Source organism: Microcoleus sp. Pol1C5 (assembly GCF_036701115.1).
Taxonomy (GTDB): Bacteria; Cyanobacteriota; Cyanobacteriia; order Cyanobacteriales; family Microcoleaceae; genus Microcoleus.
On the sequence record NZ_JAUBQE010000027.1, the window covers coordinates 59,794 to 83,380 of the forward strand.

At 45.5% G+C, this 23,587-nt stretch carries 23 protein-coding genes and 2 pseudogenes; 7 read left to right on the forward strand and 18 right to left on the reverse strand.

The genetic code is table 11. The features are described from left to right. Positions 1-307: 307 nt before the first annotated feature. Positions 308-1,549, reverse strand: coding sequence for a WD40 repeat domain-containing protein (locus tag QUA23_RS16465; RefSeq protein WP_333077016.1), 1,242 nt, complete (start codon positions 1,547-1,549; stop codon positions 308-310). A 463-nt stretch (positions 1,550-2,012) separates the two neighbouring features. On the opposite strand from QUA23_RS16465, the gene QUA23_RS16470 reads away from it, so the two are divergent. Then, complete coding sequence (locus QUA23_RS16470; protein ID WP_333077017.1) at positions 2,013-2,648, forward strand: adenylate/guanylate cyclase domain-containing protein; 636 nt, start codon at positions 2,013-2,015, stop codon at positions 2,646-2,648. 623 nt (positions 2,649-3,271) lie between these two features. Next, positions 3,272-4,603: a Rieske 2Fe-2S domain-containing protein gene (locus QUA23_RS16475; RefSeq protein WP_333077018.1), complete on the forward strand. Its 1,332-nt coding sequence runs from the start codon at positions 3,272-3,274 to the stop codon at positions 4,601-4,603. 498 nt (positions 4,604-5,101) lie between these two features. Here QUA23_RS16475 and QUA23_RS16480 read toward each other — a convergent pair. The 3 genes and pseudogenes from QUA23_RS16480 to QUA23_RS16490 all read right to left on the reverse strand — a co-directional run. Next, a pseudogene (locus QUA23_RS16480) lies at positions 5,102-6,224 on the reverse strand (IS630 family transposase). 810 nt (positions 6,225-7,034) lie between these two features. After that, a complete protein-coding gene (locus tag QUA23_RS16485; protein ID WP_333077019.1) occupies positions 7,035-8,357 on the reverse strand; it encodes an acetamidase/formamidase family protein in 1,323 nt (440 codons plus the stop codon). A gap of 293 nt (positions 8,358-8,650) precedes the next feature. Beyond that, a pseudogene (locus QUA23_RS16490) lies at positions 8,651-8,905 on the reverse strand (IS701 family transposase); the annotation flags it as partial. Positions 8,906-9,179: 274 nt separating this feature from the next. On the opposite strand from QUA23_RS16490, the gene QUA23_RS16495 reads away from it, so the two are divergent. Then, complete coding sequence (locus tag QUA23_RS16495) at positions 9,180-9,668, forward strand: hypothetical protein (RefSeq protein ID WP_333077021.1); 489 nt, start codon at positions 9,180-9,182, stop codon at positions 9,666-9,668. 246 nt (positions 9,669-9,914) lie between these two features. Continuing rightward, a complete protein-coding gene (locus tag QUA23_RS16500; protein WP_333077023.1) occupies positions 9,915-10,127 on the forward strand; it encodes a hypothetical protein in 213 nt (70 codons plus the stop codon). Positions 10,128-10,240: 113 nt separating this feature from the next. Here QUA23_RS16500 and QUA23_RS16505 read toward each other — a convergent pair whose 3' ends face one another. The 7 genes from QUA23_RS16505 to QUA23_RS16535 form a co-directional block, all read right to left on the reverse strand. Next, positions 10,241-10,807 carry a thermonuclease family protein gene (locus tag QUA23_RS16505; protein WP_333077024.1) on the reverse strand — a complete coding sequence of 189 codons (567 nt, stop codon included), beginning with the start codon at positions 10,805-10,807 and terminating at the stop codon, positions 10,241-10,243. After that, positions 10,808-10,987 (reverse strand): hypothetical protein, encoded by a 180-nt coding sequence (locus QUA23_RS16510; RefSeq protein WP_333093892.1) that lies wholly within the window; start codon positions 10,985-10,987, stop codon positions 10,808-10,810. It abuts the gene before it with no gap. Further along, positions 10,977-11,831: a hypothetical protein gene (locus QUA23_RS16515; protein ID WP_333077026.1), complete on the reverse strand. Its 855-nt coding sequence runs from the start codon at positions 11,829-11,831 to the stop codon at positions 10,977-10,979. The genes QUA23_RS16510 and QUA23_RS16515 overlap by 11 nt, the downstream gene beginning before the upstream one ends. A gap of 9 nt (positions 11,832-11,840) precedes the next feature. Beyond that, entirely contained in the window at positions 11,841-12,854 is a 1,014-nt protein-coding gene (locus tag QUA23_RS16520; protein ID WP_333077027.1) for a metal-dependent hydrolase, read from the reverse strand. Beyond that, positions 12,851-13,057, reverse strand: coding sequence for a hypothetical protein (locus QUA23_RS16525; protein WP_333077028.1), 207 nt, complete (start codon positions 13,055-13,057; stop codon positions 12,851-12,853). Before QUA23_RS16525 ends, QUA23_RS16520 begins: the two co-directional genes overlap by 4 nt. Next, positions 13,054-13,767, reverse strand: a complete 714-nt coding sequence (locus QUA23_RS16530) for a hypothetical protein (protein WP_333077029.1) — start codon at positions 13,765-13,767, stop codon at positions 13,054-13,056. Before QUA23_RS16530 ends, QUA23_RS16525 begins: the two co-directional genes overlap by 4 nt. A 74-nt stretch (positions 13,768-13,841) precedes the next feature. Then, complete coding sequence (locus QUA23_RS16535; RefSeq protein ID WP_333077031.1) at positions 13,842-14,393, reverse strand: hypothetical protein; 552 nt, start codon at positions 14,391-14,393, stop codon at positions 13,842-13,844. A 196-nt stretch (positions 14,394-14,589) separates the two neighbouring features. Here QUA23_RS16535 and QUA23_RS16540 point away from each other — a divergent pair, with 196 nt between their 5' ends. Continuing rightward, positions 14,590-15,009 carry a hypothetical protein gene (locus QUA23_RS16540; RefSeq protein ID WP_333077032.1) on the forward strand — a complete coding sequence of 140 codons (420 nt, stop codon included), beginning with the start codon at positions 14,590-14,592 and terminating at the stop codon, positions 15,007-15,009. A gap of 1 nt (position 15,010) precedes the next feature. Here QUA23_RS16540 and QUA23_RS16545 read toward each other — a convergent pair whose 3' ends face one another. The 4 genes from QUA23_RS16545 to QUA23_RS16560 form a co-directional block, all read right to left on the reverse strand. Further along, complete coding sequence (locus QUA23_RS16545; RefSeq protein ID WP_333077033.1) at positions 15,011-15,466, reverse strand: hypothetical protein; 456 nt, start codon at positions 15,464-15,466, stop codon at positions 15,011-15,013. 587 nt (positions 15,467-16,053) lie between these two features. After that, the gene (locus QUA23_RS16550) at positions 16,054-16,212 is read right to left on the reverse strand and encodes a hypothetical protein (RefSeq protein ID WP_333077034.1); all 159 of its coding nucleotides are present in this window, start codon (positions 16,210-16,212) and stop codon (positions 16,054-16,056) included. 223 nt (positions 16,213-16,435) lie between these two features. Further along, a complete protein-coding gene (locus tag QUA23_RS16555) occupies positions 16,436-16,933 on the reverse strand; it encodes a hypothetical protein (protein ID WP_333077035.1) in 498 nt (165 codons plus the stop codon). Positions 16,934-17,084: 151 nt separating this feature from the next. Then, the gene (locus tag QUA23_RS16560) at positions 17,085-18,725 is read right to left on the reverse strand and encodes a DUF2493 domain-containing protein (RefSeq protein WP_333077036.1); all 1,641 of its coding nucleotides are present in this window, start codon (positions 18,723-18,725) and stop codon (positions 17,085-17,087) included. Positions 18,726-19,578: 853 nt separating this feature from the next. Here QUA23_RS16560 and QUA23_RS16565 point away from each other — a divergent pair. Then, a complete protein-coding gene (locus QUA23_RS16565) occupies positions 19,579-19,866 on the forward strand; it encodes a hypothetical protein (RefSeq protein ID WP_333077037.1) in 288 nt (95 codons plus the stop codon). A 312-nt stretch (positions 19,867-20,178) separates the two neighbouring features. Next, positions 20,179-20,907, forward strand: a complete 729-nt coding sequence (locus QUA23_RS16570; protein WP_333077038.1) for a DUF4417 domain-containing protein — start codon at positions 20,179-20,181, stop codon at positions 20,905-20,907. A gap of 98 nt (positions 20,908-21,005) precedes the next feature. Here QUA23_RS16570 and QUA23_RS16575 read toward each other — a convergent pair whose 3' ends face one another. The 3 genes from QUA23_RS16575 to QUA23_RS16585 all read right to left on the reverse strand — a co-directional run bounded on the left by QUA23_RS16575 (position 21,006) and on the right by QUA23_RS16585 (position 23,478). Continuing rightward, positions 21,006-21,938, reverse strand: coding sequence for a DNA phosphorothioation-associated putative methyltransferase (locus QUA23_RS16575; RefSeq protein ID WP_333077039.1), 933 nt, complete (start codon positions 21,936-21,938; stop codon positions 21,006-21,008). A gap of 92 nt (positions 21,939-22,030) precedes the next feature. Beyond that, entirely contained in the window at positions 22,031-22,489 is a 459-nt protein-coding gene (locus QUA23_RS16580) for a hypothetical protein (RefSeq protein ID WP_333077040.1), read from the reverse strand. 119 nt (positions 22,490-22,608) lie between these two features. Continuing rightward, positions 22,609-23,478, reverse strand: coding sequence for a DUF5895 domain-containing protein (locus QUA23_RS16585; protein ID WP_333077041.1), 870 nt, complete (start codon positions 23,476-23,478; stop codon positions 22,609-22,611). Positions 23,479-23,587: the final 109 nt, after the last annotated feature.

Consider the following 23,587-nt stretch of genomic DNA (forward strand, 5'->3'; position numbering starts at 1 on the left):
GCCTAAAGCTCCCAGCGGGATTTTTTCGACGGTGTACCATTTATATTTCGTAGTTACAATTTAAGATTTAAGTCGTTGGGAAAATCTCCGCACTGCCGTCCGCAAGGACATCTAAAGCATTGTGTCATGCGGCTGAGACTATTTAATGACCTTAGCGGTTCCATCCTCTGGCTCAGTAAATGGATTTATCTTGATGAAAGTGTACTAGTTCCGAGTGCAAGGTATTTATAAAAAATTTTAAAATTCCTAACACTCAGCGCCCCAACCTGTTATAGCTTCATTTTAGTTAATACAGGGTAAGTGCAAGCTAGTAACCTGGAGAATCTATTGGTGTTAGTGTGATATCATTCGTGGTAGCCAAAGCCAACATTTTGCCATCTGGGCTAAAGACGAGGCTAGTGAGCCGGCTACCTCCAGGTACCAAAAGGTTATCCCTCTGTTTTTGGCTTTGCACGTCCCATAATTTGATCGCCCTATTCGCAAAGCCTTCGGTAGCCGAAACAAACATTTTACTATCTGGACTAAAAGCTAGGATATGATCTGTGTTACTGCCACACAAGTTGTTTGCGAGAATAGCGATCACCTCTTTACTTTGCAAATCCCCTAGACTCAGTTCCTTCCCTCTACGCAGAGCAACACTTTTTCCATCTGGGCTAAAGGCAATAGATGTCCATCTCTTAGCTCCTGTTTTAGCTCCTGTTTTAGCTTCTGTTAAGGTAGATATCTCCTTTTTGTTTCGTCGCCAGTCCCACATTATTATCTGACTAGTACCATTCATAACCAAAGTTTGACCATCCGAACTAAAACCGCCTAAACCGTAAAATTTATATTCTGGGCTAGAAGTAAAGTTTTGGCTTTGCATATTCCATAGTCTTGAAAAGAAATCTCCCACAAGAGGAACAGGGTGATGACTACTTTCTTTTCGGCTGGGTACTTTCCATAACTTGATGGTACCATCATCGCTCCTCGAAGCTAAAGTTTGACCATCTGGACTAAAGACTACCTTCTTGACATCCTTACTATGCCCGGTAAGGGTAGCTAGCTCTTTTTTGGTTTGCAAGTCCCACAGTTTAATTGTTTTATCACTACTAGCGGAAGCCAGAGTTTGACCATCCGAACTAAAGGCGACATCCCAGACATAATCGCTATGTCCGGTAAGAGTAGCTAGCTCTTTTTTAGTTTGCAAGTCCCACAGTTTAATTGTTTTATCTATGCTAGCAGAAGCCAAAGTTCGACCATCTGGACTAAAGGCGATGCCTAAGACCAAGTTAGTATGCCCGGTGAGAGTAGCTTTGCTATAGACCAAGCTGCTATGTTTTTCCAAACTATTTAATTCTTTGACTGTGGTTGAATTTTTAAATTGAACCACTTGCTGACTAGCCTGATTGACTAAATTTCTAGTAAAAAAGCAGGTTCCAAACACTATTAATAGAGCTACCTTACTGATAACTGAAGCCACTGCTCTAATTTTTAAGATCCTTGGGTCTGTTCTAATCAGCCTCTGATTAGTACCTACAAAATTTTTTTTAAATTTATTTTGGCTGTCCATTTTTTCTCCTAAAATGGGTAATTGTTCAACTATACTAATTTTTTTTGATGCCTAATTAGGGCGCAACATAACTTAACACGGAATACTCGACGACTCTTGGTATTTGTAATTTCCCCGCCTACACCCTAGCGGGATTTTTTCGACGGGCTGTTAAGTCTTGGTCGAAGTGAAAAAGATTTAGAAGAGCGTCGGAAAAGTAGCCGCCTGCCCGTCCGGCTGAGGACATCAAAAACCATGTGTCACGCGCTTGAGACTATTTAATGACCTTAGCGGTTTCAGGCTCTGGGTCAGGATAAGCTTATATCCTGATGAATCTGTAGCGCTTCTAGTGGTTGGGTTGGGGGAATAAGTATTTATAACGGCAATTTAACAGTCAGTTAGAGTGGCTCTTAACGGACATCCGCGAGCGGCTTTGGCAGAATATCAGTTAGTGTTCCATCTATAAAACGTACCCTTGGACGATATGCCGAATGAATCTGATGAGTTTGATGAATTACTGGAAAAACTGAAAAATTTTCGCCCCAATGATGGAGAGAAAGAAGTTTCTATTTTGTTTGCAAATCTTTACGGAGCTGAGCGCTTAACTCAGCAAATGGAAGTAGAAACTCGCGTCGAGCTGTTCGACCACTATTTTAGAGAGATGGTGGAAACCATTTTCAATCATCGAGGCACAGTAGACAAATTCATTGATTCGACGATTATGGCAGTTTTTAATTCACCACTGCCCTTAGAAGACCATGCGCTGATGGCAATTAAAGCGGCATTGGCAATGCGAGAGCGACTACCAGAAATCAACAGTTCCTGGTTCCCAGAAGAGCAACATCCGCTGAGGATAGGAATCGGCATCAATACAGATCGTGTTTTCTGCGGTAATGTTGGTTCCCCTCGACGAATGGAGTTCACTGTCGTGGGGCATGGGGTGAATGTGGCTAATCACCTGAGTCAACAAGGGCAGCAATATGGCTGCGACATTTTGATTGGTCAAAAGACGTATGAAAGTTGTGCGGAGTATGTTCAGGTGAGAGAAAGAGACTCGACCCAACTAAAACCTGAAGGAAACCCATTCAAGGTTTATGAGTTGATTGGATTGAATGCTTAATTTTTGTCGAGCCAAAATCTTGCTTTATGACCCCAACAACTGATATTGTCCAAAAACTGTGGAATCTGTGCCATGTCGTGCGGGATAACGAAAGTTTGAGATACCAAACCTCACCCTGCATCCCCAGCCGATTGCAAAAGTGTGCAAAATTTGTCACACTTCGGGGTTTTGAGACAGGGGCAAACTGTCTGGCTTCTGTCTCAAAGCTAGATTTTTGGGGCTGCTTTGATTGCCAAGATGTTTGATCCACCGTTGCCTAAAAATGGCACCCCACTTCTAAAAGCTAGAGACTCCAATAAAAATTAATTTTGTATCCTGACCTAGCTGTACCAGTTTCGAGTCCTAGGCAGGGAAAGTACACTTTCCGGTGTAGGAAAGCATGGAAAGACTCGTGTCCCTCCTTTGACTTGATCCGGCTTCACCTCTTTCGTAGTGATGCAATTGTTCAACGTTGTTGTGACCACTGATTTTTTGAATAATCCGAAGCGGAATGCCAGCGCTGCTGCCAAAGGTCTGGGTAAAATATAAGGCACCTCCATTTCTTGTGCGAGCGCGCATAATAACCCAAGGGAACCTGGAGGTCTTTTTCTTTGCCTACCCGCGACACCCTAACTTTTTGTCAAATGAAACCAGAATTCAATTTTTTTGAGCATTGGTATCCTGTGATACCACTCGAAGACTTAGATCCCAAGCAACCAACTTCAGTAACACTTTTGGGACTGCGTTTAGTTATCTGGAAACCCAAATCATCTGAAACTTTCCAAGTGTTTTTAGATCGATGTCCCCACCGCCTTGCGCCTCTAAGTGAGGGGCGCATTGATGACGAAACAGGGAATTTAATGTGTAGCTATCACGGTTGGCAATTTGATGACCAGGGAAGTTGTACTCATATTCCTCAAGCAGAAAATCCAGAACTTGTAAGCAAGAATAAAGAAAATCTGTGCGCTGTAACACTACCAGTTCGCCAGCAACAGGATTTACTCTGGATTTGGCCGGATGCAAAATCAAGCGAACAAGCTGCAAATACACCCTTGCCTTTATCACCGCAGATAGATGCAGCTAAAGGGTTTGTTTGGTCTTCTTTTGTACGAGATTTAGAATATGACTGGGAAACCCTTGTGGAAAACGTGGCAGATCCGAGCCATGTGCCTTTTGCTCATCACGGCGTGCAAGGCGATCGCAAACAAGCCAGACCGATTGCGTTCCAAATCGTGCAATCAACACCCAATTTGATTGAAGGGGCAATAGTTGGGCCTTTTCAAACAAAAATCACTTTTGAACCGCCTTGTCGCTTGGAGTATGCGTTCAGTTTTGGCGGTGGCAGCAAAAAGTTTGGATTGCTCACCTACTGTATACCTCTGTCTCCTGGGAAGTCTAGAATTGTCGCTCTATTTCCCCGTAACTTTGGTCAAACCCTCCATCGTCTCAAACCCCGTTGGTGGGATCACATCACCAATCGCAATCTTGTTCTTGAGGGAGATATGATTCTTCTACAGCAGCAAGAGTATTTTCTCCAACAAGCAAAATCTACCCAAAGCTGGAAAACTGCCTATAAGTTACCTACAAGTGCAGACCGTTTAGTAATTGAGTTTAGGAATTGGTTTGACCGCTACTGTCACGGACAACTACCCTGGAGTGAAGTTGGAATCAATGTTTTACCGACACGGAATATCAATAACGATCGCCAACAAACGCTCGATCGCTACAAACAGCACACCCAACACTGTAGTAGCTGTCGAAAAGCACTTTTGGTCGTGCAACGCTTACAAGCATTGCTTTTAGTCTACTTTGTGATTACTGTTTGTGCTGTTGCTCTCTTTCCTGATGAATTGCGACTTTATGTGGGTTTACCCTTAATTGTGATAGCACTACTAGGTCTAGGATCTTACACTTGGCTGAGATTCTGGCTCCGTCCTAGATTTTACTTTGTGGACTACATTCATGCACGCAGATAAAGGCAATTCTCAGTCACTTTTGCAGTAGTTTCCTGCTCCAATTCAATAAATGAGCCAACAGATGCTCACAAGATAAATATACTAATTATCCTAGATAAATTCCTGTTTTTTATAATCCTTTTCTAGCGTTGCTCAGCTCAATACTTCGGACAGTTTTTTAACTGCCCTGTAAGCCTTACAGAGACAGCCCTGCCATTTTTAACGTATTTTAGGAAACTTAGGGCTGGACTTAAACCTTGAAATAATAGTCCACCATATAGCCAGTTTGGATTTCGCACACTCGATTAGATATAAAACTGTCCGAAGTATTGTGCTAACAGACATTAAAAATAAGAATTTCCGACAATTAATCAAACTTTGGAAAAAAAGCAAAAGTCAGCCTTAACCTACAAAATGCCTGTCTGAGTTTGGTGTATACCCGCAATATTGGTTTTCCCCGCTTAGCTTTAGCAGTTTTAAGCCCTGGGTCAGGATATGCTCCTATCCTGCTCTAAGCTGCTACGCAGCTAAACCGGATAAAATAGCATTGCCTTTATTTTTGATTTTTCGATCCCATTTAACAACCATTTCTCCTTCATTTAATAATCTATGTAGCAATTCCGACAATTCTTCTACTGATTTAAACAGTCGATGTGCTATATATTCTTTCGCTGAATGCCAGACCAATCAAATCAAATTATAATCGGGGCTGTAAGGTGGCAAAAATTCTAAAATAATATGAGGCATTTCGGCTGATATTTGGCTCAGAATATCTTTCTTTTTATGAAAACTAGCATTGTCTAAAACAATTACAATCTTCATTCCAGATTCAGCAAAGTTTTCAGCTTTATTACCCAGTTCTCTCCACTCTTGAACTATCGAATCATTTAAGGCATTAATTTGCTCATAAAACGTATTCGAGTCTCCTCTTTTTATCACAAAATTTAACCTTTTTTTGTCATGATATCTCAACCCACCCATGATATTTACTCTGCCTCTTCTCCTTTGACCTGTGATTTTTTTTCGACGACCTTTCTTACCCCAATTTTTTCTTCTTATCACTCGCAAACTGAATCCACTTTCATCCCAAAACCATACCTGTAAAAGTTCTGGCGTTTGTTTGGTTATTCTTAAATACTCCGACAGCTTCTGTTTAAATACTTCTCTTTCAACGGGATTTTGTTTGTCTTCTAAACTATATTTAGCCCAAATGTAAACGTATTTTTTTTTTATGTAGTATCCTGGATATTTGGGAACTACTCAATTTAATTCCTGTGACTTCTTCTAAATATGTTGCTAGTCTGGCTGCCGTCCATCTCCCAAATTCATATCCATATTCTTCCGGATCTTTATCGATTGTATCTATCAATATTTTTTCATACTCTGGAGTGACCTTGCGAAAATTCCCTGGGCTTCTTTTATCTAAAAAACTATCCAAATTATCTGGGTCGCCATGAACTGACCAATAAGCTACTGTTGTGCAAGCAATCTCCATAAATTCACTAATTTATCGATAAGTTTTTCCGTCATTTATTAGTAATAAAATTAGAACCTTTTCCCTCACGTAATTATCATCAGACTCTTTTAGTAGTTTAATGAGTCTCTGTTTTTGATTTTGAGATAGATGGTTTTTGGCTGGCATAGATTATAACTAATGAGCGCTTATTTTATATTTATATTATACAATCTAGCTGCGTATCAGCTTAGCCTTCGGGTGTGGCGTGTTAGGTAGGGCTTGGTGGATAAGTGCAGAAAGGTTACACGGTCTGGTTATGTGATCGTGGGCCCAAAAAAAGTGGGCAAGATAAACAGGTAAGGCATTGCTGATTCTGGCGTATGAATAAACTTTTCACTTGATGCTACAAAACTCACTCTACTTGGCTTATAGCAATTCCGAAAACTTGAATTCATACTTATATTAAGCAACGCCCTTCATCGGCGTTGCTTAATATAAGTATGAAAAAAATAAGTTGAAAATCTCCGAGCTTGATTGATGCTAATTACTGACTATCGATCACTACGCACCCGCAAGCTACGATACTTCAATCAGAGTTTCTGAGAAGTTGAGGGATTATGAATTTAACTTGAATTGCACTTATTAAGAAAAACTTGGTGTTGCTTAATCTGGGCATAAATAGAAATTTTCGGAATTGCTATAAGCCCTCGAAGGGTAAGTTTTGTAACATCAAGGGAAAAGTTGATTCATACCCTGATCAAGCAACGCCGGAAGGTGACAAGTAAGGGACTTAAGCCCCTTGTTTATAAGTTGGTGAGTGTCCTGAGAAGTCGCTCTTGATTTTAAAGTTGTGGGACTAAGTACCTTACAGCAAATTTAATTCTGGTAAGCCAAGTTAACGATCTTCAAGTCCCTCTTTTGTTGGCGTAGCCTGTCCAAAGGACATAGGGGGATTTAGGGGGATCGCACTACCACTTATCTGAACGCAAACTGCTGTTAACTTCTGACCCAAAGAGACTTGGGCATCAAGCAATGTAGATGTTTTGCTCCCGGCTCTATTTTGCCAATCCGTGCATCCATGGCTAAACTGGCAAGGGAATAGGCATCAAGGGGTACAAGTCCTTTTAGGGCCTGCATTCTCTCAATTAGACTCATGGCCGCCATGTTCATCGCCTGCATTGCATCACCATCGATGGCATGGGTGACAAAACTATCTGAGGTATCAGTGGTAGGGTTAGGGGCAAGGACTGGAGTTGGTTGTTTCGGTAACATACAATAGACCCCTTTTAGTTGATTGACCACCTCTGCTACTCGACAATCACCGTAGTTTGCCATGTATTGACGAGCTTCATTACTGTTTAAGCCTTTAGATTCAGCAAGAAATTTTAGGGTTTCTTCTTCCAGGATATTGATCGCAATATTGAGGTCTCGATCGTAACCCATGGTTATCCAATGAGTATCTGACTCAATCCGCGGCCAAGTCAGGCGTTTACCCTTAATTACTTCTACAGTCAGGTTCAGTTCATTAAAGGCAGACTCGATCGCTGTTAAATTAATCTCACCATTACCTTGCACCGCATGGGAATCCCCAGACCACAATAAAGCTCCATCCACAAAAACTGGTAAGTAAATCGTTGTGCCTTCTACTAATTCTCTACAGTCGAGGTTTCCGCCAAAAGGTCCAGGGGGTACGGTGCTATATTGTCCACTTTCAGCCCTCGCCACCCCAAGAATACCGGGGAACGGACGCACAGGTAATTCAATTCCCGGCAAAAATTCTGTAACCCCACGCTTGAGGTCAAGGAAGAAATGTTTTACTTGGGGTTCAGGGAAGCTAGTTGGGAATTGCCCTAGGGCAAGATTACCCGGCAAGTTCCAGTTGGAGCCATAGGTACGAGGCACAATCCGATTAATTTTGACTTTGAGAGTATCTCCGGGTGCTGCGCCCTCTACAAAGATCGGCCCTGTAATCGTATGGGGTCCACGACCGGGATTATTTACCCGCAGTCTAGTAATTTCTTCGATCGATACCCCCGGCAAAACTTGATTCATGGAAGCCATCATGGTTTCCATGACAACGGTGTCCCCTGATTTAATCCGAGCGCGGGGTGTCTCTGCATTATTAAACCAACCCCATTGGACTGTCTCATCATTGGCTGGCAGTAAGTACACACCACCCTGATACTGTCCCACATATCCTTCCTGTAAAGCTGCCATTTCCGGTCGATTGGTTGGAGTTTGAGCAGTCAGTTTATTTGGTAACAAGGTCGCAGCCGCAGCTACAGTCCCACCAAGAAGAAAACCACGTCGATTCGGCATAGCTTGCTTTTTTATTGTAAATGTCTGTAATCCCCTGATCCATCTAGATCAAAGCAAATATATTATTCAGGCTTATTCTTTTAGAATTTGTTATCTAAAATACAAATAGCTTAAAAAAGGAATAAACACTCACCATAAATCTATATCTTAAAGATGACAGATTTTGAGTATATTTACATCTAATGTCTGAAAAAATAAGGATATTTCAGAGTCCGGTGATTTTTCGCCACTCAAATTCTGGATATTGAGACCGTACTTCTAGAGGGATATTTTTAACGGGACTTAAACAAATTTCAAGCCCAAATAAAGCCCAAACTAGCTTTGTAAGCAGAGAATACGTCCCTATTTTCATTCAGCCACTTGACAAACCTAAAAGATATTGCTGTCCGAAACGCTTCCAGCGCTTTTGCAAAGGTATTTAAAGGTTTATTTACCCATCTACGTCTTAATCCGCAGGTTTTGGTATGCCAGAGAATAAAACTGTATGCACAAAATACCAAAATCAAATGCCTCATTAGACTGCGTTTATCTCTCACTTGATATTCTTTGGTGTTGCTTAATCAGGGTATGAATGAAAAATTTTGGAATTGCTATAAGCCCTCGAAGAGTGAGTTTTGTAACATAAAGGAAAAAGTCGATTCATACCCTGATTAAGCAACGCCCTTAAGCCTTTGTCGAAGTGAACAAAATTAGAAGAGCGTCGGAAAATAGCCGCCTGCCCGTCCGGCTGAGGACACCAAAGAGTCGTGTGTCACGCGCTTGACACTATTGGGCTTTCTTGCTATACCAAATGAAACGCTTGACACACTGGATTCAACCATTATGCCCAACCCCAAAGGATACGAAGATTCAATCAAAGATTCCCGCTTTAAAGCAGCTTGGCAAAACGGCCCGACTCGCACGATTCGAGTTCCGATCGCCCTGGCTAACGCTACTCTCGACTATGCCCGACAACTCGACCAAGGTATTGAACCGCGTGACACAAAGGACGTGTCTGATATCGTGACTAACACCGTTACCGTTGAACCGCGTGACACACGAAATAGGTATGGTGGTTTTGAAGTACAAAAAAAACAGTCTCAATCGCATGACACAAGGACTGGAGCCGAAGAAGTGGCATGGTTAAAGGCTGAGAATAGGCGCTTACAGAATTTAGTGAGTGACATGAGGATTGAACTGTACCATACCCCACCTCCTGAAATTGAGCTACCAGAGGCTGCTGACCTACTAAACAGACTGAAAGCCAAGCGTAAAAAATCAACGGCAACACTCGCAGACATTGAGGCAATTTTGGAGATAATTGAAGAGTAAACCCCAAAAGGGAATTAGGAATTATGCCCCTTTTAAACGGGGCTTTACTCGCACAAAACCTTACAGCAGTGTAGTGTAAAGAGCGAATTCAGTTCTTTGACGTATGGAGCTTCACTGAGTCTAACTCCGATACATTTCCCTGCAACAAGTGTCGATCAATCTTCAAATTTATCCAGTGATACAATGGACAAGGTAAAATGTATCCAGTTTCACGGTTAACAAATTAAATTAAAGATATATTAACTCATGGAAGACAATAAGATTTCCCAATTCATTCAAGCGCTTAAGTTCTTTGAACTAGAGCTAGAAGAAATAACCGGAAAGCCCGGTTATGAAGATAGAAGAGGTAAAGTTATTGCCGTGAGAAAAAAAGGCGATAAGTCACGGATACTGTGCGCTTATTCCACTTACGACGAACTATTTGATTGGGCAAAACAACAATTTCGCAACCCTATTTAACGCTTTGAGTGAGGATAATTTTACCGTTGTTTATCACCATTAGAAAGCAGCCATATTTCCTGCTATTTCCCTTGCTCCCGATAACGTTGGTGTATACCGTTGCTTGGCGTGTGTCAGCTCTGATTTTGCTTGCGATAATCCCAAGGACGCTGACCGCCATTGGGAAGCTTCCACACTCCCCGCTTCTGCGTTCGCCCCATCTCTTCTGCGATATCGAACGCCTCACGGTTGTGACAATTGGCGCTGAATTGCTTGTAGTGGTAAGCCATACCCGCTTTGAGCATTTCCTCTTGCACCGATTGTTCGCCTGACGGTGACTCTAGCAATACTTCAGCGACACTGCGACCGTACTTATCCCGATCCATCTCAATAACAATGACCTGACCTTGTGCTTGGGCAACCAGAGAACGCAGGTAATTCCGAGATTCGATACCCAAGGGTTGCTTGACTTCCGGCGCATCAATGCCGCACAGTCTAATCTTTTGTTCGCGATTGTCACACTTAACTCGAAAAGTATCGCCGTCGTAAATCGAGTTCTTAACTACCTCGCAGCGCAGAGATTGTGTTTCGCTCGGTGGCTTTGCTAGTTTGGGTTTATTGTCGCTGTTGGGTTGGTGGAAGTGAAACCAAATCAAAGCTGCGATGGCTAACAGGGGTAAGGCGTTGAGGAACTTGTGCATTTATTGATTCCCCAACGCTTTTTCTATTGCCAAGTGTGCCAATTGTCGATCAATCCACTTCTGGCAATCTGCAAAGGATTTGGCATCTTTAATCAATACTTTATTGCCTGAAGGAAATTGAATTAAAAAACCTACTTCTTGCAGAGTAACTGTGCAGTTGCGATAGCTTTTACTTAACATCAATTACCACCTCCAAGTTAATCTGCCTATCCTTCTGACCTAAATTTGTGATGCGGCGTATCTTGCCCGCTACGGGGGATTTAATCTGAGTTATTTCTCGCAGTTTCGATTCTATTTCCTGTTTTTGAGCTACCAAGCTGGCTACTTGGTACTGCTGCCTCTGCATCTCGGATTGCTGGCGGATTAGGTTGAGTGAATGCTGGTACTGCTGGTGCTGTTGGTCGCTTTGCGCTTTATCTAAGGCAGCAATTGCCTGATTCAATTCGAGCGCTAATTTAGCCTTGGCTTCGCTCACCTTAGCTCGTTCCGAAGCTTCTGTTCTGATACTCTCCGCCACTTTATTCATCTTTTCGGGTTCCAGAAGATTCCTTAACTTTTCATCCTTAAACCTGAAAAAAGGTGCTGGTGTTGCGGGTAGGGATGGTGTGCCGTTCATCAATTCAATTTCGCTTTTGATGCGCGCGATGGCGGCTTCTTGCACTGCAAAATTAGGTGGAGGTAATTCGGCTACTTGGCTCATAGAAGCGGATAGCTGCTTGATGCTGATATCGATTTGATTGCGCTGCGCTTCCAAACTTTCGCGTTCTTCGGTGCGGTCGCTGATGATTTGATTGGCTGCTACCTCCGCTCCTTCAGCAATCTTTAAATCGTTGAGGGAGATTACTTGTACTTGAATGCGGTGTCTTTTGCCTGGTTTAGTTGATTGCTGTAGCTGAATAATCGGTTGTTTTTGTAAGCGGGGTATGGGTGCGGGTGTTGGCGTGTTGGGCTGCGTGTTGAGGTTGAGGAAAGGCAAGAATCCCACAACTCCCGCTCCCAATGCAGTTGCTATATATTCTTTCATAGGCTTGTCTTAAAAATCGGGTTTAGGGCTAAATATCTTGGCTTCTAGGGAACCTGTGATGTATTGTCCGTTCAGTAGTTTGATAGCTGTTTCTAGGGGACAGTAATTAAAAGTTATTTTATCACCGATTAGTTTGGCAATCTCTAACTGTTTCGGATTGATTGCTATTTTAATCGATTGCGGGTCATCAACTGTGAGCGTACCCGCAAGCAAGATAAGAGTATCGGGAATGGGGGCGATGGCAAATTCTTCTTCGTCAAATTCTATAGTTTGAACCGATGCTGCTGCGGGTTTACCGACTTCGGCGGTCAACCGGCTGGTGATGATATTGGTTCCGGTTTTGAAGATTCCCAGTTTATTTACCACCACAAACTCGTTACCCTCTCCCGCTGCTATAAAATAATTGCCGTCGGCCGAACTAGAATCGCTGGCAAAGGTGCCGCTTACCCGAGCGTAAACGTGGTAAGAAGCTGCATTAGTTTGATAAATCTCTGTGGCATTCGAGCGCAATCCGAGGGAATTCCCCACCAATGCTGTCGGGCCGCCCATTCCGCTTAGCTTAAGCGCTCCCATCAACGTAATTGTGGCAATAGCTAACACCCAATATTCACCAGTGCCTCCAGTTTGCAAGCGCCGGTTGGGATTGGAAACCGATATACACCAAGTTGGATAGGGCCAGAAGAACTGCACTCCCTGTTTGGTGAATACATCGGAGAAGCAGCTCAGGAAGTGTCCCAAGGGTAGAGAAAGCCACGTTTTCCAATCTGCATAAAAGTAAAGCGGCAAAGATACCGCAGCCAAAGCGCAAGTTGCCAAAAAGCAGTGAGTAACCGAACGGTGGGGAAAGCGATCCTCAATCCAATTGCTAATCGGAAACAGGATTTGACCGACGGTACTTGTCGATGTATCCAAATCGGGTAGTTGGCTGCCGGCAATCGCTAATGCTAAATGCAAAGGATTGGCAGTGGTCAAAATCAAGCTCGTTCCCGCTGCTGCGATGATGCTGTGAGTTAATGCCATCATTTCAAAGTTTCTCCCAGAGGCATAGCTTTTCCGGTTTCGTCTATTAGCTCTAAACCGTATTCGGATGGTTCGTCTAAATCTAAATCTGCTATTTGACAGCAGTCATAAAACTCAGCACCGCCTGTCATAGTAAGCTCGTAAATATTAACCCACTGCCCGGGGTGAAGTTTATGCGATTCGGTGGCAGGAATCCCTTTAATCATTGTCCTAACCTCTTCTTAGCTCCTTCAACCCGCCCCAATTGTTTGGCAGCCATCGCCACAGTGAATACAACGCCACCAAAGATTTGCCAATTCTTGTTACCGGTTCCCATTCCCACATACCGAATCACGGCAAATGAAAACAATCCTGCCAGAATGATCGGCATCATCACCAAATACTGGCGGTGTTCCACTGTTGGATTGATGCCGTGTTTCTCCTGCCTCACTACTTTTCTCGCCAACATCGGATTCCTCCCCGCTAGCGGTTGCAGTTGGGAAAGCCGAGCTGCTGTGAGATTCAAACCCAATTTTGCAGCTTCATCTTCCATTGCGGATCTAATGGTGCGGTCGCTCGGCAATTCAAGTTCAACTTCGATCATTTTGATGAAGATATCGCGTCCGGGATTTGTCACCGCAGAACAACAAACGCGGCAACCAGCTTCGATTAGATCCTCCAACCAGAATCTAATCCCCGTGGTGAGGCGCTTGGCTTCGGGCAAAATCAACAAGGCATCAGTGGGAAGATTGAGTTCGATTTCCTCCTTAAGTTGGTCTACGGTCAATTGTTTAACTTTGCCTTTGTCATCCTCCATTTCGGTAGGAATATCCAGTTGTTCTGCCAATTGCTGAAAGAATTTCTTGCCGCTTCCTTTATAGGTAGCCGTAGCAATGGAGAACTCCCCCGCCAATTCCAGAGCAACGCCCGCTGCCACATCTTCCAATCCCGTGCCTAGTTCCCCGGTGACGATGCAGCAGTGACCGCTGCGGAGGATTTCGCAGACTTTGGTTACTTCGTTTCTTGATTTTTCTGTTGGTTCTTGTTGCGGTGCCGCTGCAACAGTTGTTGGGCTATTGATGCGGCACTCTGCTTTGGGTTGGCTGCATCCCTCACCGCTTGGAGTTTTGCTTTGAGGTCAGCGGGTAAATCATCCTCGGTCATCCCCGCCGCTAGGTGAAGCTTGATGAGTTCCGGCATCGCCGCCTGTTGCACCTTGAGTTCGGCTGCTTCCCGGATTAACTCTTCTAACCCGTCCCCATCATCGTCACTTCCGGGTATGTCCGGCTGCATCGGAATCTCTAACGCCGATGCCAAGCCCGAGCTTTCCGATAGCGCTAGCTGACCCCCACCGCCGAATCCCTGCATCTTCCCGGTTTGTCGGATGTGCTCGCTCAACTCCTCCATCAGTTTCATTTGCTCGGCGTTGAGATACGGGCCATCCGCATCCTTGCTTGCCTCAATTCCCAGGTGCTTCAATCTGTTGTAATACGTAGACGATCCGATACTTAGCTCTTCACAAACTTGTTCGGGCCGCCATTTGGTGGAAAGTTCTGCTGTCATTGGAATTATTGTAGTTTTTTAATATCAGATTTACATAATATGTACTATACACCGCACAAAATCCACACATCAACCGGAATGTCGAACTGGAATTCACCCTGCACTTAACTCAGTCATTCCACTGTCATAAAATGAGTAAAGCCAGTGTATTTTGTTACTTAGCGGTATCCCACAAACCAAATAGGAATGAGAACCAATGCACAGCGACATGAGCGACAAGCAAAGTAGAGCGTGGAACATGGGAACCTTAGCGAAAAAGCGCAGGAATCCCAAAAGCGGGGAAAGCAGAGATATCCTGACGGGTGCGGATTGGAACGAGGGTACCGCAAGCAAGAACAGCACCGGAGTTTCCACCATCGCTGAAAGCATTGGCGGGGATGACATCACCGACTGGGCGAGATTTCGAGTGAACGTTCCCGTACAAGTGAATTTAGTAACCGACAATGCCATCGCAGCAATTGTCAACTCTAGCCGCAGCGTGGTGGTGGATTCGAGCGATGGATATTCGAGCAACTTGACAACAGCTTTGGAGCAGGGAGTCTACTTTCTCCAGTTCAGTACCGAATCTTCGATTCCTGCTTTGTTTACGTCCAAGTTGACCTTAACGGAGGTTTAGACTAATCGGTGCAGATGATGGCATTGGGGCAGTGTTGGTCGATGAGAGAACGCACGACGCTCCACTCGCCCCGACCCCCGGACCATCCGAGTTTGTAGGGCAGGAAAGGAGTTAGTTCCAATTCCAAGGATTTACCGTAAAGCTTGGACAAACAAAGCGCCAGGGCACCGTAATCGGTGTAGCGTTTCTTGCTGCCGTGCAAGTTCTGACCCGCCATGCTGCACACCCAAAGCTCTGGAGTAAAGCTAACCCGAATCATTTGGATCTTGCCGGGAACAAACCGCTTTCCGCCTGCATCGGGGCCGCAGAAGCGTCGATATTCCGATTCCACCAACGGCCACTCGGATGCAATTGCTTTACCCAAACCCGTATGCAGCACGCCAGTGCAACAAACTTGGTGAGCGATGATGCCCGTTTCGATATCAGGGATGAGTTTGAGTTTTATTTCTAATACCATGTGCTCTATGATACTTAGCTCTAAACAAATCCAAGTTGGCTGAAGTAATGATTTTGTAACAAACTGTAATAACCTGGATTAAAGATTAAGTTGGTGGAGCATCAAAGTAACGTTAGAGAGAGCAATTCTGAGAATACCAAACGCAGAAGAACTTAGTGGGCGAGTGCACCGAAACGCAGCGAGAATCTTTGTATGCGCTAGCACCGAAACACAACGAGTATCTTGGTATGCGGTAGCACCTAAACGCAGCTTATAGCTTTGAGTGCAGAAACACCACAAATATCTTTTTGATATCCAGAAACACCGAAACACAGCGAGTATCTTAGTATGCGGGAGCACCGAAACATAGCCATAGCTCGGATAGCACAAACACCGAAACGCAGTACATAGCTTTGAGTGCACAAACACCACAAATATCTTCTTCTTGATTGATGATATGCGAGTGCACAGAAACACAAAGATTATCTTTATATGCCAGATCACCGAAACACAACGAATAGCTCTGTGTACCAGAACCTGAAAATAATGGGGAAATTCGGGCAACGGGAGAAGCTTGGTGTAATGCAACCGCTGCCCAACTCCAGTGATTACCAGCCTCCACAGGCATAATAGTAATCCGATTCTATTTCGTGCTGGAGTTCTAGTTGAGCTAAGTAAAGTGTGAGGGATGGTTCTGGTTCGATGTATTGTGCTAATTCTTGCTGTAACAATAGAGCTATGGATTGCACTAACCTAATTAGGAGCATGGAAATTAGGATTCCTGTTTCTAGTTTTACACCCCCTGCGATAGCCTTTTTATTGAGTTGTTATGGGTAATAATGTAGCGTTAATCTTTGGCTTTTATTATTCCCAGCAATCCCCTAATCTATGTAACCATGCACCAATTTAATTGAGGATTGCTGGGCAATCTAGCTATGCGGATGCACCCAAACACCCAGCGCACAAACTCTCGGCACGCCGGGCTTTTGATTAGATGCAGGGATTGGAAGAGTTGCCCCTACGCCCGGTTCTCATGGAGCCTAGCAGGGTACTGACAACGGTGCAGCGTTCGGCATTTTCTTTGACTAGGTGAATGCGACCCAAGCGTCCGTTGCTCACACCGAGCCAGTTGTACTGCATCCGATAGGCTCCATCTTTTTTATCGTAGTAGAACGTGGCAGTTTTAATCGTGACTTTTGGGTCGATGCCCGCACTTTGCCACTGGGGAGGTGCATCAACTCGGTTCACTGAATATTCGATGCCCTGGGGAGTTTGTCGAATCAGGCACTCCATGATTAATCTTTCACGTCGAGCTTCGGATTTAGCTGTTTGGAAGCACCAATAAATCCGATCGTTTGCTACACTAACTTGTTGGGAATTCATAAACCCAATCCATCCGGGTACTGCAATAACGCACAAGATGTTGAGGATTGCGATGATGATGAGTTTTTCAGTTAGCGTAAATCCAGAATCAGGTGAATAGCGCATGGCATTTAGCTCGTATTGTTTACACTTCCTGCGGTAGCTGTTTTCTGAGAATTTCTTTGTTCTCGATAATTAGGGTTGTTGCCATGAAAAAAAGCGATCGCACTCGCTTGTAAGTACGACCGCTCAGTTATTCGAGAGTGCGCTTACTCTTTTACTCTCGGTCAGCTTCACTAACTCGGCGTTTGGATTGTTTTACGCTTTTGATTCCGAGTTCGGCATCGATGTCGGGTTCCATTCCCAATAAATGGACGTTGCGCTCCATCCATTCACTAACCTCGTCTAGGGTGGCAGCGCGCCGTTTCAAGGACCTCGGTTGCGGTTGCTGGGGTTTGGGATTCTGGGCTTTGATGCGGTTGGCTTGGTTCCGAGCTTCCTCAAACTCTTCTGGGCCGGCATTCTCGGCCGCGTCTATTGCTTCGTTGATGCGGCGGGTTGCTTGCTGTTCGGGCGCTTCCACTTGGCGCAGGGTCAGCTTGTTCTCGTTGATTTCGAGCAGCCTCGCCTTCACCCGCTGGAGGTTGCGCTTGCGGGCTTGGGCGGATTCCAGACTTAGAAAGAAATCCGGTGCTGCGATAAATTCCTTGATGCCCGCATTCACTTTGGCGGCCAGTTCGAGCATTTCACCAAGGAGTTTGGCCGACTTGGATGTGAGCGCGGTGGCTCCTGCGGTATCGAAGTAAATCCTTCCCTGCCAGCAAGTATCGCCCCGCATTTGTTCGACCAGCACGTCCGGGATATTCGAGAAGTTGGGTGCACTGACGGCGATCGTCCGCTTGTTGGGATTTCGGAAATCCGCTTCAATTCTGATGCCGTTGGGAAGGTCGCTCGTGTACCGCGCTACGTTTTCTAGAGATTCTGACGATTCATCTTCAATGCGTTCGAGGATGCGGTGTCCCCATTCGTCTAAGGCTACTGAAAGCAGCTCTTCGGTAACGGCTAACAAATCTTTGAGCTTGGTCAATTCTTGGATGCGTTCTAAGCCAAAGGTATCCTCGAAGTGGGTGCAGAAACGCTCCCAAAGGTATTTATTCAGGGGTTGGAAATCCCATTCATCTTTGGAATAGGAACCGTCTTTTTGGCGGCAGCCCGGTGCGACGATGAATTGCTCTAATTCTCCCTTAGATTTAGCATCCATAAAGGTGGCCCGTTTGTCTCGGTTCAGCCAAGCTGTTTGCCTCAACCCGTAGTAGAGTTTCTTGTAGGTGGAAAGCGCATCCTTGATAGCGGTTTGCGCTTCGGCACCGATTGCCGCTTTTTCTGAAGCCTGGGGCGCGTAGATTCCGAGTTGGGATTTATTGATGAAGCTCACAGTCTTTGTCTCCTGAAATTGAATTCTGTTTGCACCGAATGCGAAAGCTGTTTTATTTACTTTCCTTTTTTCTTTTCTCTTCTTATTCGCGAGCCTTTTAATGCCTTGATCGGGGCAATTTTGTGAACGATAGCGCACGATTCTGACAGCCAAGTTGTATTGATTGGCTAGGTCAATCATGTGCTGGGTTCCGGATGACGACCCATCCCAGAAAACAATGCAGTGAGTGGCATACTGCGCCATTTCTTTGTTGCGCCGATAACCCGCTGATTTACCGTAGCGATTCCAATCTGCGGGCATTACCTTGAGCGCCATTTCCCGCGATTGGGCGTAGCGTTCGCCCAGGCGATCGGCACCCCGCGCTCCTCCAGATACTATTTCTATCTGGTCGGTCGAATAACGCTGGAGGTACATATCCACCAACCTTTCGAGCAATTCGTAATCGTTGAAATCTCTCGAACCGGCGATGATTACTTTGAGCATCTTCTTTTCCTCAGTCACTACACTTTTAGGAGACAGGGGAGCGAGGAAAAGTTAGATTTTGTTAGGCTTGCGCGAGCGGTTATCTACTTCTTAGCTAATCGGGTAGCTGCGACCGTTTTGTTGGCTTCTCGCCCTGTGGTTAGTAGCAGTTGGCGAGTCTTCGAGCCTTACTGCTACTTGATACGGGGCGCGAAGCTTACAAAACTGCCAGCTACCCGATTAGCTTAGAAGTTGTCTGCGAGCCGAGCCTTACAAAATCTTGCTTAGGTCAAGGCTTAGAGTTTGCTCGCTTAGAAGAGGTTAGAATTGGGAAGATTTCAGACGCCGCCAACTCGCTTAAATAAAATAAAAAAATTTGTTGGCGGCGCTTGAAATCTTAGTGCCGCCGACAACACCCAAGCAGCAATAAAAAATCGTTGTCGGCGGCACGTCCCAATTGTTAGCGAGTCTAACGATTGCAAACTCTTACTTGCTCTCGGACGCTTACGGAGACTTAGCAAATACGGTTCGCTTACAAACTGCAAATTTTCACACGCCGAACTTAGCGAATACGGTTTAGTTAGTGTCAGTTGGCGAGTCTTCGAGCCTTACTGACACTTAGTAAAGCCTATTCGATTAGTGAGACTGTGAAAATTCCTTGCAGTTTGTTAGTGAAGCCTATTTGCTCAGTCGGAGTTAGCGTGCGTGAGGCCTTGCACCGTTTCCGACCGCCTCTGTATACTGCCAAATGTAGTGACGGCCCAGCGGCCCGAGCGGCCCCAAACAAATAAAAGCGAAGCAACTGCTTTTGCGAGGAAGTTCGGGGGAGCAATTTCGCATTCATGCTAGAAATCCTCCCCCGAACTTCCGAGGAGTGTCTCCCCCCGAGGGGGCAGGGGGGGGCAACGAAACCAAAGCGCAGCAACCTTTTGAATTTCAAGTGCGATCGCTTGTGCCAGCGCTGATGTGTTTCTCAAGTGCTTTGGATGGCAGCGGGCGACCGTGCATGATAACCGCTTCTGTTAGTCAAAAAAGTGCGATCGCGATCGACAACCGTGAGGCCCACAGCACCAGGGGCGATCGTTGGTGCAGAAACACTCTTAAAGCGGGGACACGCGCAATATCCACCCCTGCTTTGACTGTAATTGTCCTAAAATATTGATGATTGTTCTGCAAACAGCCAACATCTGGAAGGTAAAAAAAGGACAGTTTACGCTTTCTCAAACGCTTGTTGTGATTGAAAACGAGCTGTTTTCTTCTGTGTTCAAAACTTTCGATTATTACCACATAGAAAATAACATCGGTGAAGTTTAGTTTTGGGTATTTGCAGCAACTTGTGGAGAGCAAGAGAGCATCCAGGATGTTGGTTTGAAATGTTTGCAGCAACTTGTAAAGAGCGGGGGAGCATCAATGGAGTTGGTTTGGAGTCTTTGAAGCAGGGTGTGGAAGAACTTGAGTACAGGGCGAACGAGAAATGTTACATCCAAAGCCAGAAACAATTGGGAGCGACCGTACTGAAGCGGGAAAGTTGCAGAGAAAGCTGCTGCGGGCGGGGGGTTTGGTATTCCCTGCCGATGATTGGGACGTACCCATGCTGATGCCCGAATGGCAGGCAACGGGTTTGGAGCTTCCCCTGGACGCTTGGGGCAGCAAAGCCAAGAAGCGGGGAACTACGGGAACTTTCCATTTTTACCAGGACGATTACAAATTTACGCAACTGCTGTCGAATCCGATGGCATTGCCCGCCCTTTATCCCAAGGCAGCCTGCGAATTGAATTTCAGCACCGACTTGAATACGCCCCTGGCTTACCTGATGGGATTGATTTATGCCAAGCGGTGGACGAGCCGGGTTTGGCAATCAGAAGCAGCGATTCGGATTTGGGTGGATGTTAACTTTGCTGCTGAACAAGCCGAGTGGCAACTGTTGGGAGTCCCTAAAGGGTGGAGGGCATACTCGACTAGGGGATGCGGCGATAACTTCCTGTACAACCTAGACCAGTGGGAAATGGCGTGCCAGCGGGCAGGGACGAAGGAAATCGTGTTTTTGGTAGTGGGAGGCGGCAAAAAAATCAAGGAACAGTGTACCAAGCGCCATTGGATATGGGCTCCCAGCTTTTGGGAAAGGGCAACGGGTAAATTTGAGGGAGAAGGAGCCGGTAAGGATGGGCGGCAGGAGCAGCGGGGGATGGGGGAACAAGTTTGAGGAAGCGCTTCAGAGGTTAGCCATGCTGGAAGAGAACCCGAATATGAAGGGGAAATACGGCATCAAGCAAGTTAGACCGGGGCGCTGGTCTGTCCTTCCTAAAACGTGGAAGGGGGTGACAAATCCATTTGCGCCATAGAAAAATGAGCCATGAAACCGGGTTGGGGAGCCACTGTAACTTTAGTCGCGGTGGGTGCCGGTTCTTTTAGAACTTGCTGGATGTAATCGATTCGGGAGGTAAGGAAATCCAATTGTTCCCTACGCTGCAATGCTTTAGCTGCTTCCTTGAATTCGGGAGACTCAACCGTTCCCAGATGCACTACAAAGCTGTTGCCCTTTTTACCCGGCAAATCTCGATTGGGAGAGCGCAATCGGTAATAAGTTCGATCGCTATTACTGGGTGAATAATCTTCAATGTAAGCGCCTTGGGGCAGTAAAGTTTGACACCCCAACCGATAGCGTTGTTTCTTATAATTGGCAAGCAAGCGCTGAAGTTCTGATGGCGGAGTATTGTAAGCGGTTAGGACTTTAGATGGAACCTTGGGAATAGCCCAAATGCAGTTTTCTAGGCGCACTAAATCGCATCCCAGTATTGCTTGCAGGTAAGCTTTTCCAGAGGTAGCAGAGTAGTGCTTTTCAAAGGTACTCCACTTGGTGATGATGCCGTCGTTGAATCGGTATGCCGACTCTTTTGCCTTACCCGATAGCAATCCAACTATCAGGTACTTACGAGCTAAATTCCACGCTCTAACCAACACTTGTTCGCGTTCTGCTGGATCTTCAATTACCGACAATACGAAGTTGAGCATTACCGCATCAGCGGACAATGGGGTCGAATCGGGGAAGTAGTACGGGTCGTAACGGCTGACTACGGGATATCCCAGTGCGCTCAACCGTTCTGCATCTTGCCCGTAACCGCAACCGTAATCGGTGATTGTAGTTTCTGGGGTGATGAACCCAAAATCAATGGCTCTTTGGCAAGGTCGCGATAACTTATGGCGGTTGATTGCTGCTTTGTGGCGGTGTAGCATTGGGTTGCATTACGTGTGATGAATAGATTCGATTCATACAATTGTATCTCCCAGGATGAGCCTGGGAGTAAGAGTCAATCACTTCGATTCAATTAGTAGGGAATCTCATCGGTTGCCCAAGTATCTGTTACCCGATTCGTAATATCCCAAGAACTAACATCTTTGAGCGTTTGGGGAGTTTTTACAGAGTTGGGAATTACCGATACCTTGACTTCCACATTCCGCCTTTCCCAAGAACGGCGGTTGTATGCTTTGAGTTCCTCCAAGTTCATTCCCCACTTTTGGGTAGCATAACTCACCAGTTGTTCGAGAGTAAAGCGCTTGTCTTCGGGAGTCCCAAATACCTCTGCAAACTTAGCTTTGTAGGCATCCCAGGAGAAGGTATCGCCCTGAGCTATTTTAGATTTCCTGAGCGCTCGTCCTTGCAGTTCTCGGATGGCATAGTACGCGCTTTCCCACTCTTTCTCACAGTAATCTTTGACGGTAAAACCCTCACCAAAAGCAGCATCAAAGTTCGGGAGTTGGGGTTGTTTCACAGTTGTGCGAGCCATAGTGTACCTCGTAATTGTTGTTTTCACCGCTGCGGTAGCCGTTTTGTGGTTTTTTCCTGTGCTTTTTTAGTGTTTGAGCTTTGGGGAATCGAAGTTACTCAATTCCCCAAAAGTGAGGATTAGCTCTCACATAAAGCTAAGGGCCCAGATGATGAAAATTCGGGGAGCGCGGGGATGGTCAAAGGGCGATCGGGTTCTAGAGCTTCCCAAGTCCATGCTTTAACGTGTTGGTCGTAACCTAGGAAGTGCTGTTTCCAAGTTTCTAGGGTGGGCTTTGTGTGCGACGTAACGTAACAGCAAGCCGATTTCTTTTTCTCTCCGACTATCTGGCGCTCTACCTCAAACTCGAACACGCACAGGCTCTTAAATAAAGCGTTTTTCGGTTTTGCTGCAATGCGGTTTTCGATGGCGTGACAAGCTGTAAGTTCCGCACAAAATTGCTGCCAGTGTTGGCTGAAACTAGCTTGATTCGCACCCTTGGCTTTGTAGCTCAACGGAATTGAATGCAGCGGTTGGTTGTCCGAGTTGAGCAAGAATACTTGGAACAACTGAATGTTGCTGATGCGCTCGTTTTCCTTGCAAGCGCGATCGTACAAACCGATGATGACTGTCTGCTGCAGTTTTTCGCTTTCATCCCGGTCAAAGGCGAGTACGGGTGTCTTGGGGCAGACAATTATTCGGGGTTTCTTTATCAGGATTCCCTGCTCGGTTTGACCTGAATTGAAGGCGTACTCGATGAGCTGGGATTCGTCGAAATTTAGCCAACCTGCTTGTGCCATCTGATCCGCACTTACGAAGTAGCCGCAGTGTTCTAAATTCGATTCTCCCCGCACTGCTTGAATGCGCGGCAAACGAGCTTCGGGGTCAACGAATTCAGGGCTGGCAAACTCATCGCGCTCTACGGTAGGTTCTACTGTTTCGGAGATGGGAATTGCATCGGATTGGATATCAGCATCGGATTGAACATTAGATTCAGATTTCTTAGCCATGATAAAACCTCCTATTTTTCACCCAAGCGAAAGCTCTTTACTTTCACTTTCATCGGTCATTTGTTATTGATAGTTGATAGTGAAAAAGCCCCAATAAACTTTTACTTGG

What these genes read in the sequence shown, in the direction of transcription:
- QUA23_RS16465 (WP_333077016.1), bottom strand. Translation starts at nt 1,549, where the DNA reads ATGGACAGCCAAAATAAATTTAAAAAAAATTTTGTAGGTACTAATCAG.
- QUA23_RS16470 (WP_333077017.1), top strand. Translation starts at nt 2,013, where the DNA reads ATGCCGAATGAATCTGATGAGTTTGATGAATTACTGGAAAAACTGAAA.
- QUA23_RS16475 (WP_333077018.1), top strand. Translation starts at nt 3,272, where the DNA reads ATGAAACCAGAATTCAATTTTTTTGAGCATTGGTATCCTGTGATACCA.
- QUA23_RS16485 (WP_333077019.1), bottom strand. Translation starts at nt 8,357, where the DNA reads ATGCCGAATCGACGTGGTTTTCTTCTTGGTGGGACTGTAGCTGCGGCT.
- QUA23_RS16495 (WP_333077021.1), top strand. Translation starts at nt 9,180, where the DNA reads ATGCCCAACCCCAAAGGATACGAAGATTCAATCAAAGATTCCCGCTTT.
- QUA23_RS16500 (WP_333077023.1), top strand. Translation starts at nt 9,915, where the DNA reads ATGGAAGACAATAAGATTTCCCAATTCATTCAAGCGCTTAAGTTCTTT.
- QUA23_RS16505 (WP_333077024.1), bottom strand. Translation starts at nt 10,807, where the DNA reads ATGCACAAGTTCCTCAACGCCTTACCCCTGTTAGCCATCGCAGCTTTG.
- QUA23_RS16510 (WP_333093892.1), bottom strand. Translation starts at nt 10,987, where the DNA reads ATGTTAAGTAAAAGCTATCGCAACTGCACAGTTACTCTGCAAGAAGTA.
- QUA23_RS16515 (WP_333077026.1), bottom strand. Translation starts at nt 11,831, where the DNA reads ATGAAAGAATATATAGCAACTGCATTGGGAGCGGGAGTTGTGGGATTC.
- QUA23_RS16520 (WP_333077027.1), bottom strand. Translation starts at nt 12,854, where the DNA reads ATGATGGCATTAACTCACAGCATCATCGCAGCAGCGGGAACGAGCTTG.
- QUA23_RS16525 (WP_333077028.1), bottom strand. Translation starts at nt 13,057, where the DNA reads ATGATTAAAGGGATTCCTGCCACCGAATCGCATAAACTTCACCCCGGG.
- QUA23_RS16535 (WP_333077031.1), bottom strand. Translation starts at nt 14,393, where the DNA reads ATGACAGCAGAACTTTCCACCAAATGGCGGCCCGAACAAGTTTGTGAA.
- QUA23_RS16540 (WP_333077032.1), top strand. Translation starts at nt 14,590, where the DNA reads ATGCACAGCGACATGAGCGACAAGCAAAGTAGAGCGTGGAACATGGGA.
- QUA23_RS16545 (WP_333077033.1), bottom strand. Translation starts at nt 15,466, where the DNA reads ATGGTATTAGAAATAAAACTCAAACTCATCCCTGATATCGAAACGGGC.
- QUA23_RS16550 (WP_333077034.1), bottom strand. Translation starts at nt 16,212, where the DNA reads ATGCTCCTAATTAGGTTAGTGCAATCCATAGCTCTATTGTTACAGCAA.
- QUA23_RS16555 (WP_333077035.1), bottom strand. Translation starts at nt 16,933, where the DNA reads ATGCGCTATTCACCTGATTCTGGATTTACGCTAACTGAAAAACTCATC.
- QUA23_RS16560 (WP_333077036.1), bottom strand. Translation starts at nt 18,725, where the DNA reads ATGCTCAAAGTAATCATCGCCGGTTCGAGAGATTTCAACGATTACGAA.
- QUA23_RS16570 (WP_333077038.1), top strand. Translation starts at nt 20,179, where the DNA reads ATGTTACATCCAAAGCCAGAAACAATTGGGAGCGACCGTACTGAAGCG.
- QUA23_RS16575 (WP_333077039.1), bottom strand. Translation starts at nt 21,938, where the DNA reads ATGCTACACCGCCACAAAGCAGCAATCAACCGCCATAAGTTATCGCGA.
- QUA23_RS16580 (WP_333077040.1), bottom strand. Translation starts at nt 22,489, where the DNA reads ATGGCTCGCACAACTGTGAAACAACCCCAACTCCCGAACTTTGATGCT.
- QUA23_RS16585 (WP_333077041.1), bottom strand. Translation starts at nt 23,478, where the DNA reads ATGGCTAAGAAATCTGAATCTAATGTTCAATCCGATGCTGATATCCAA.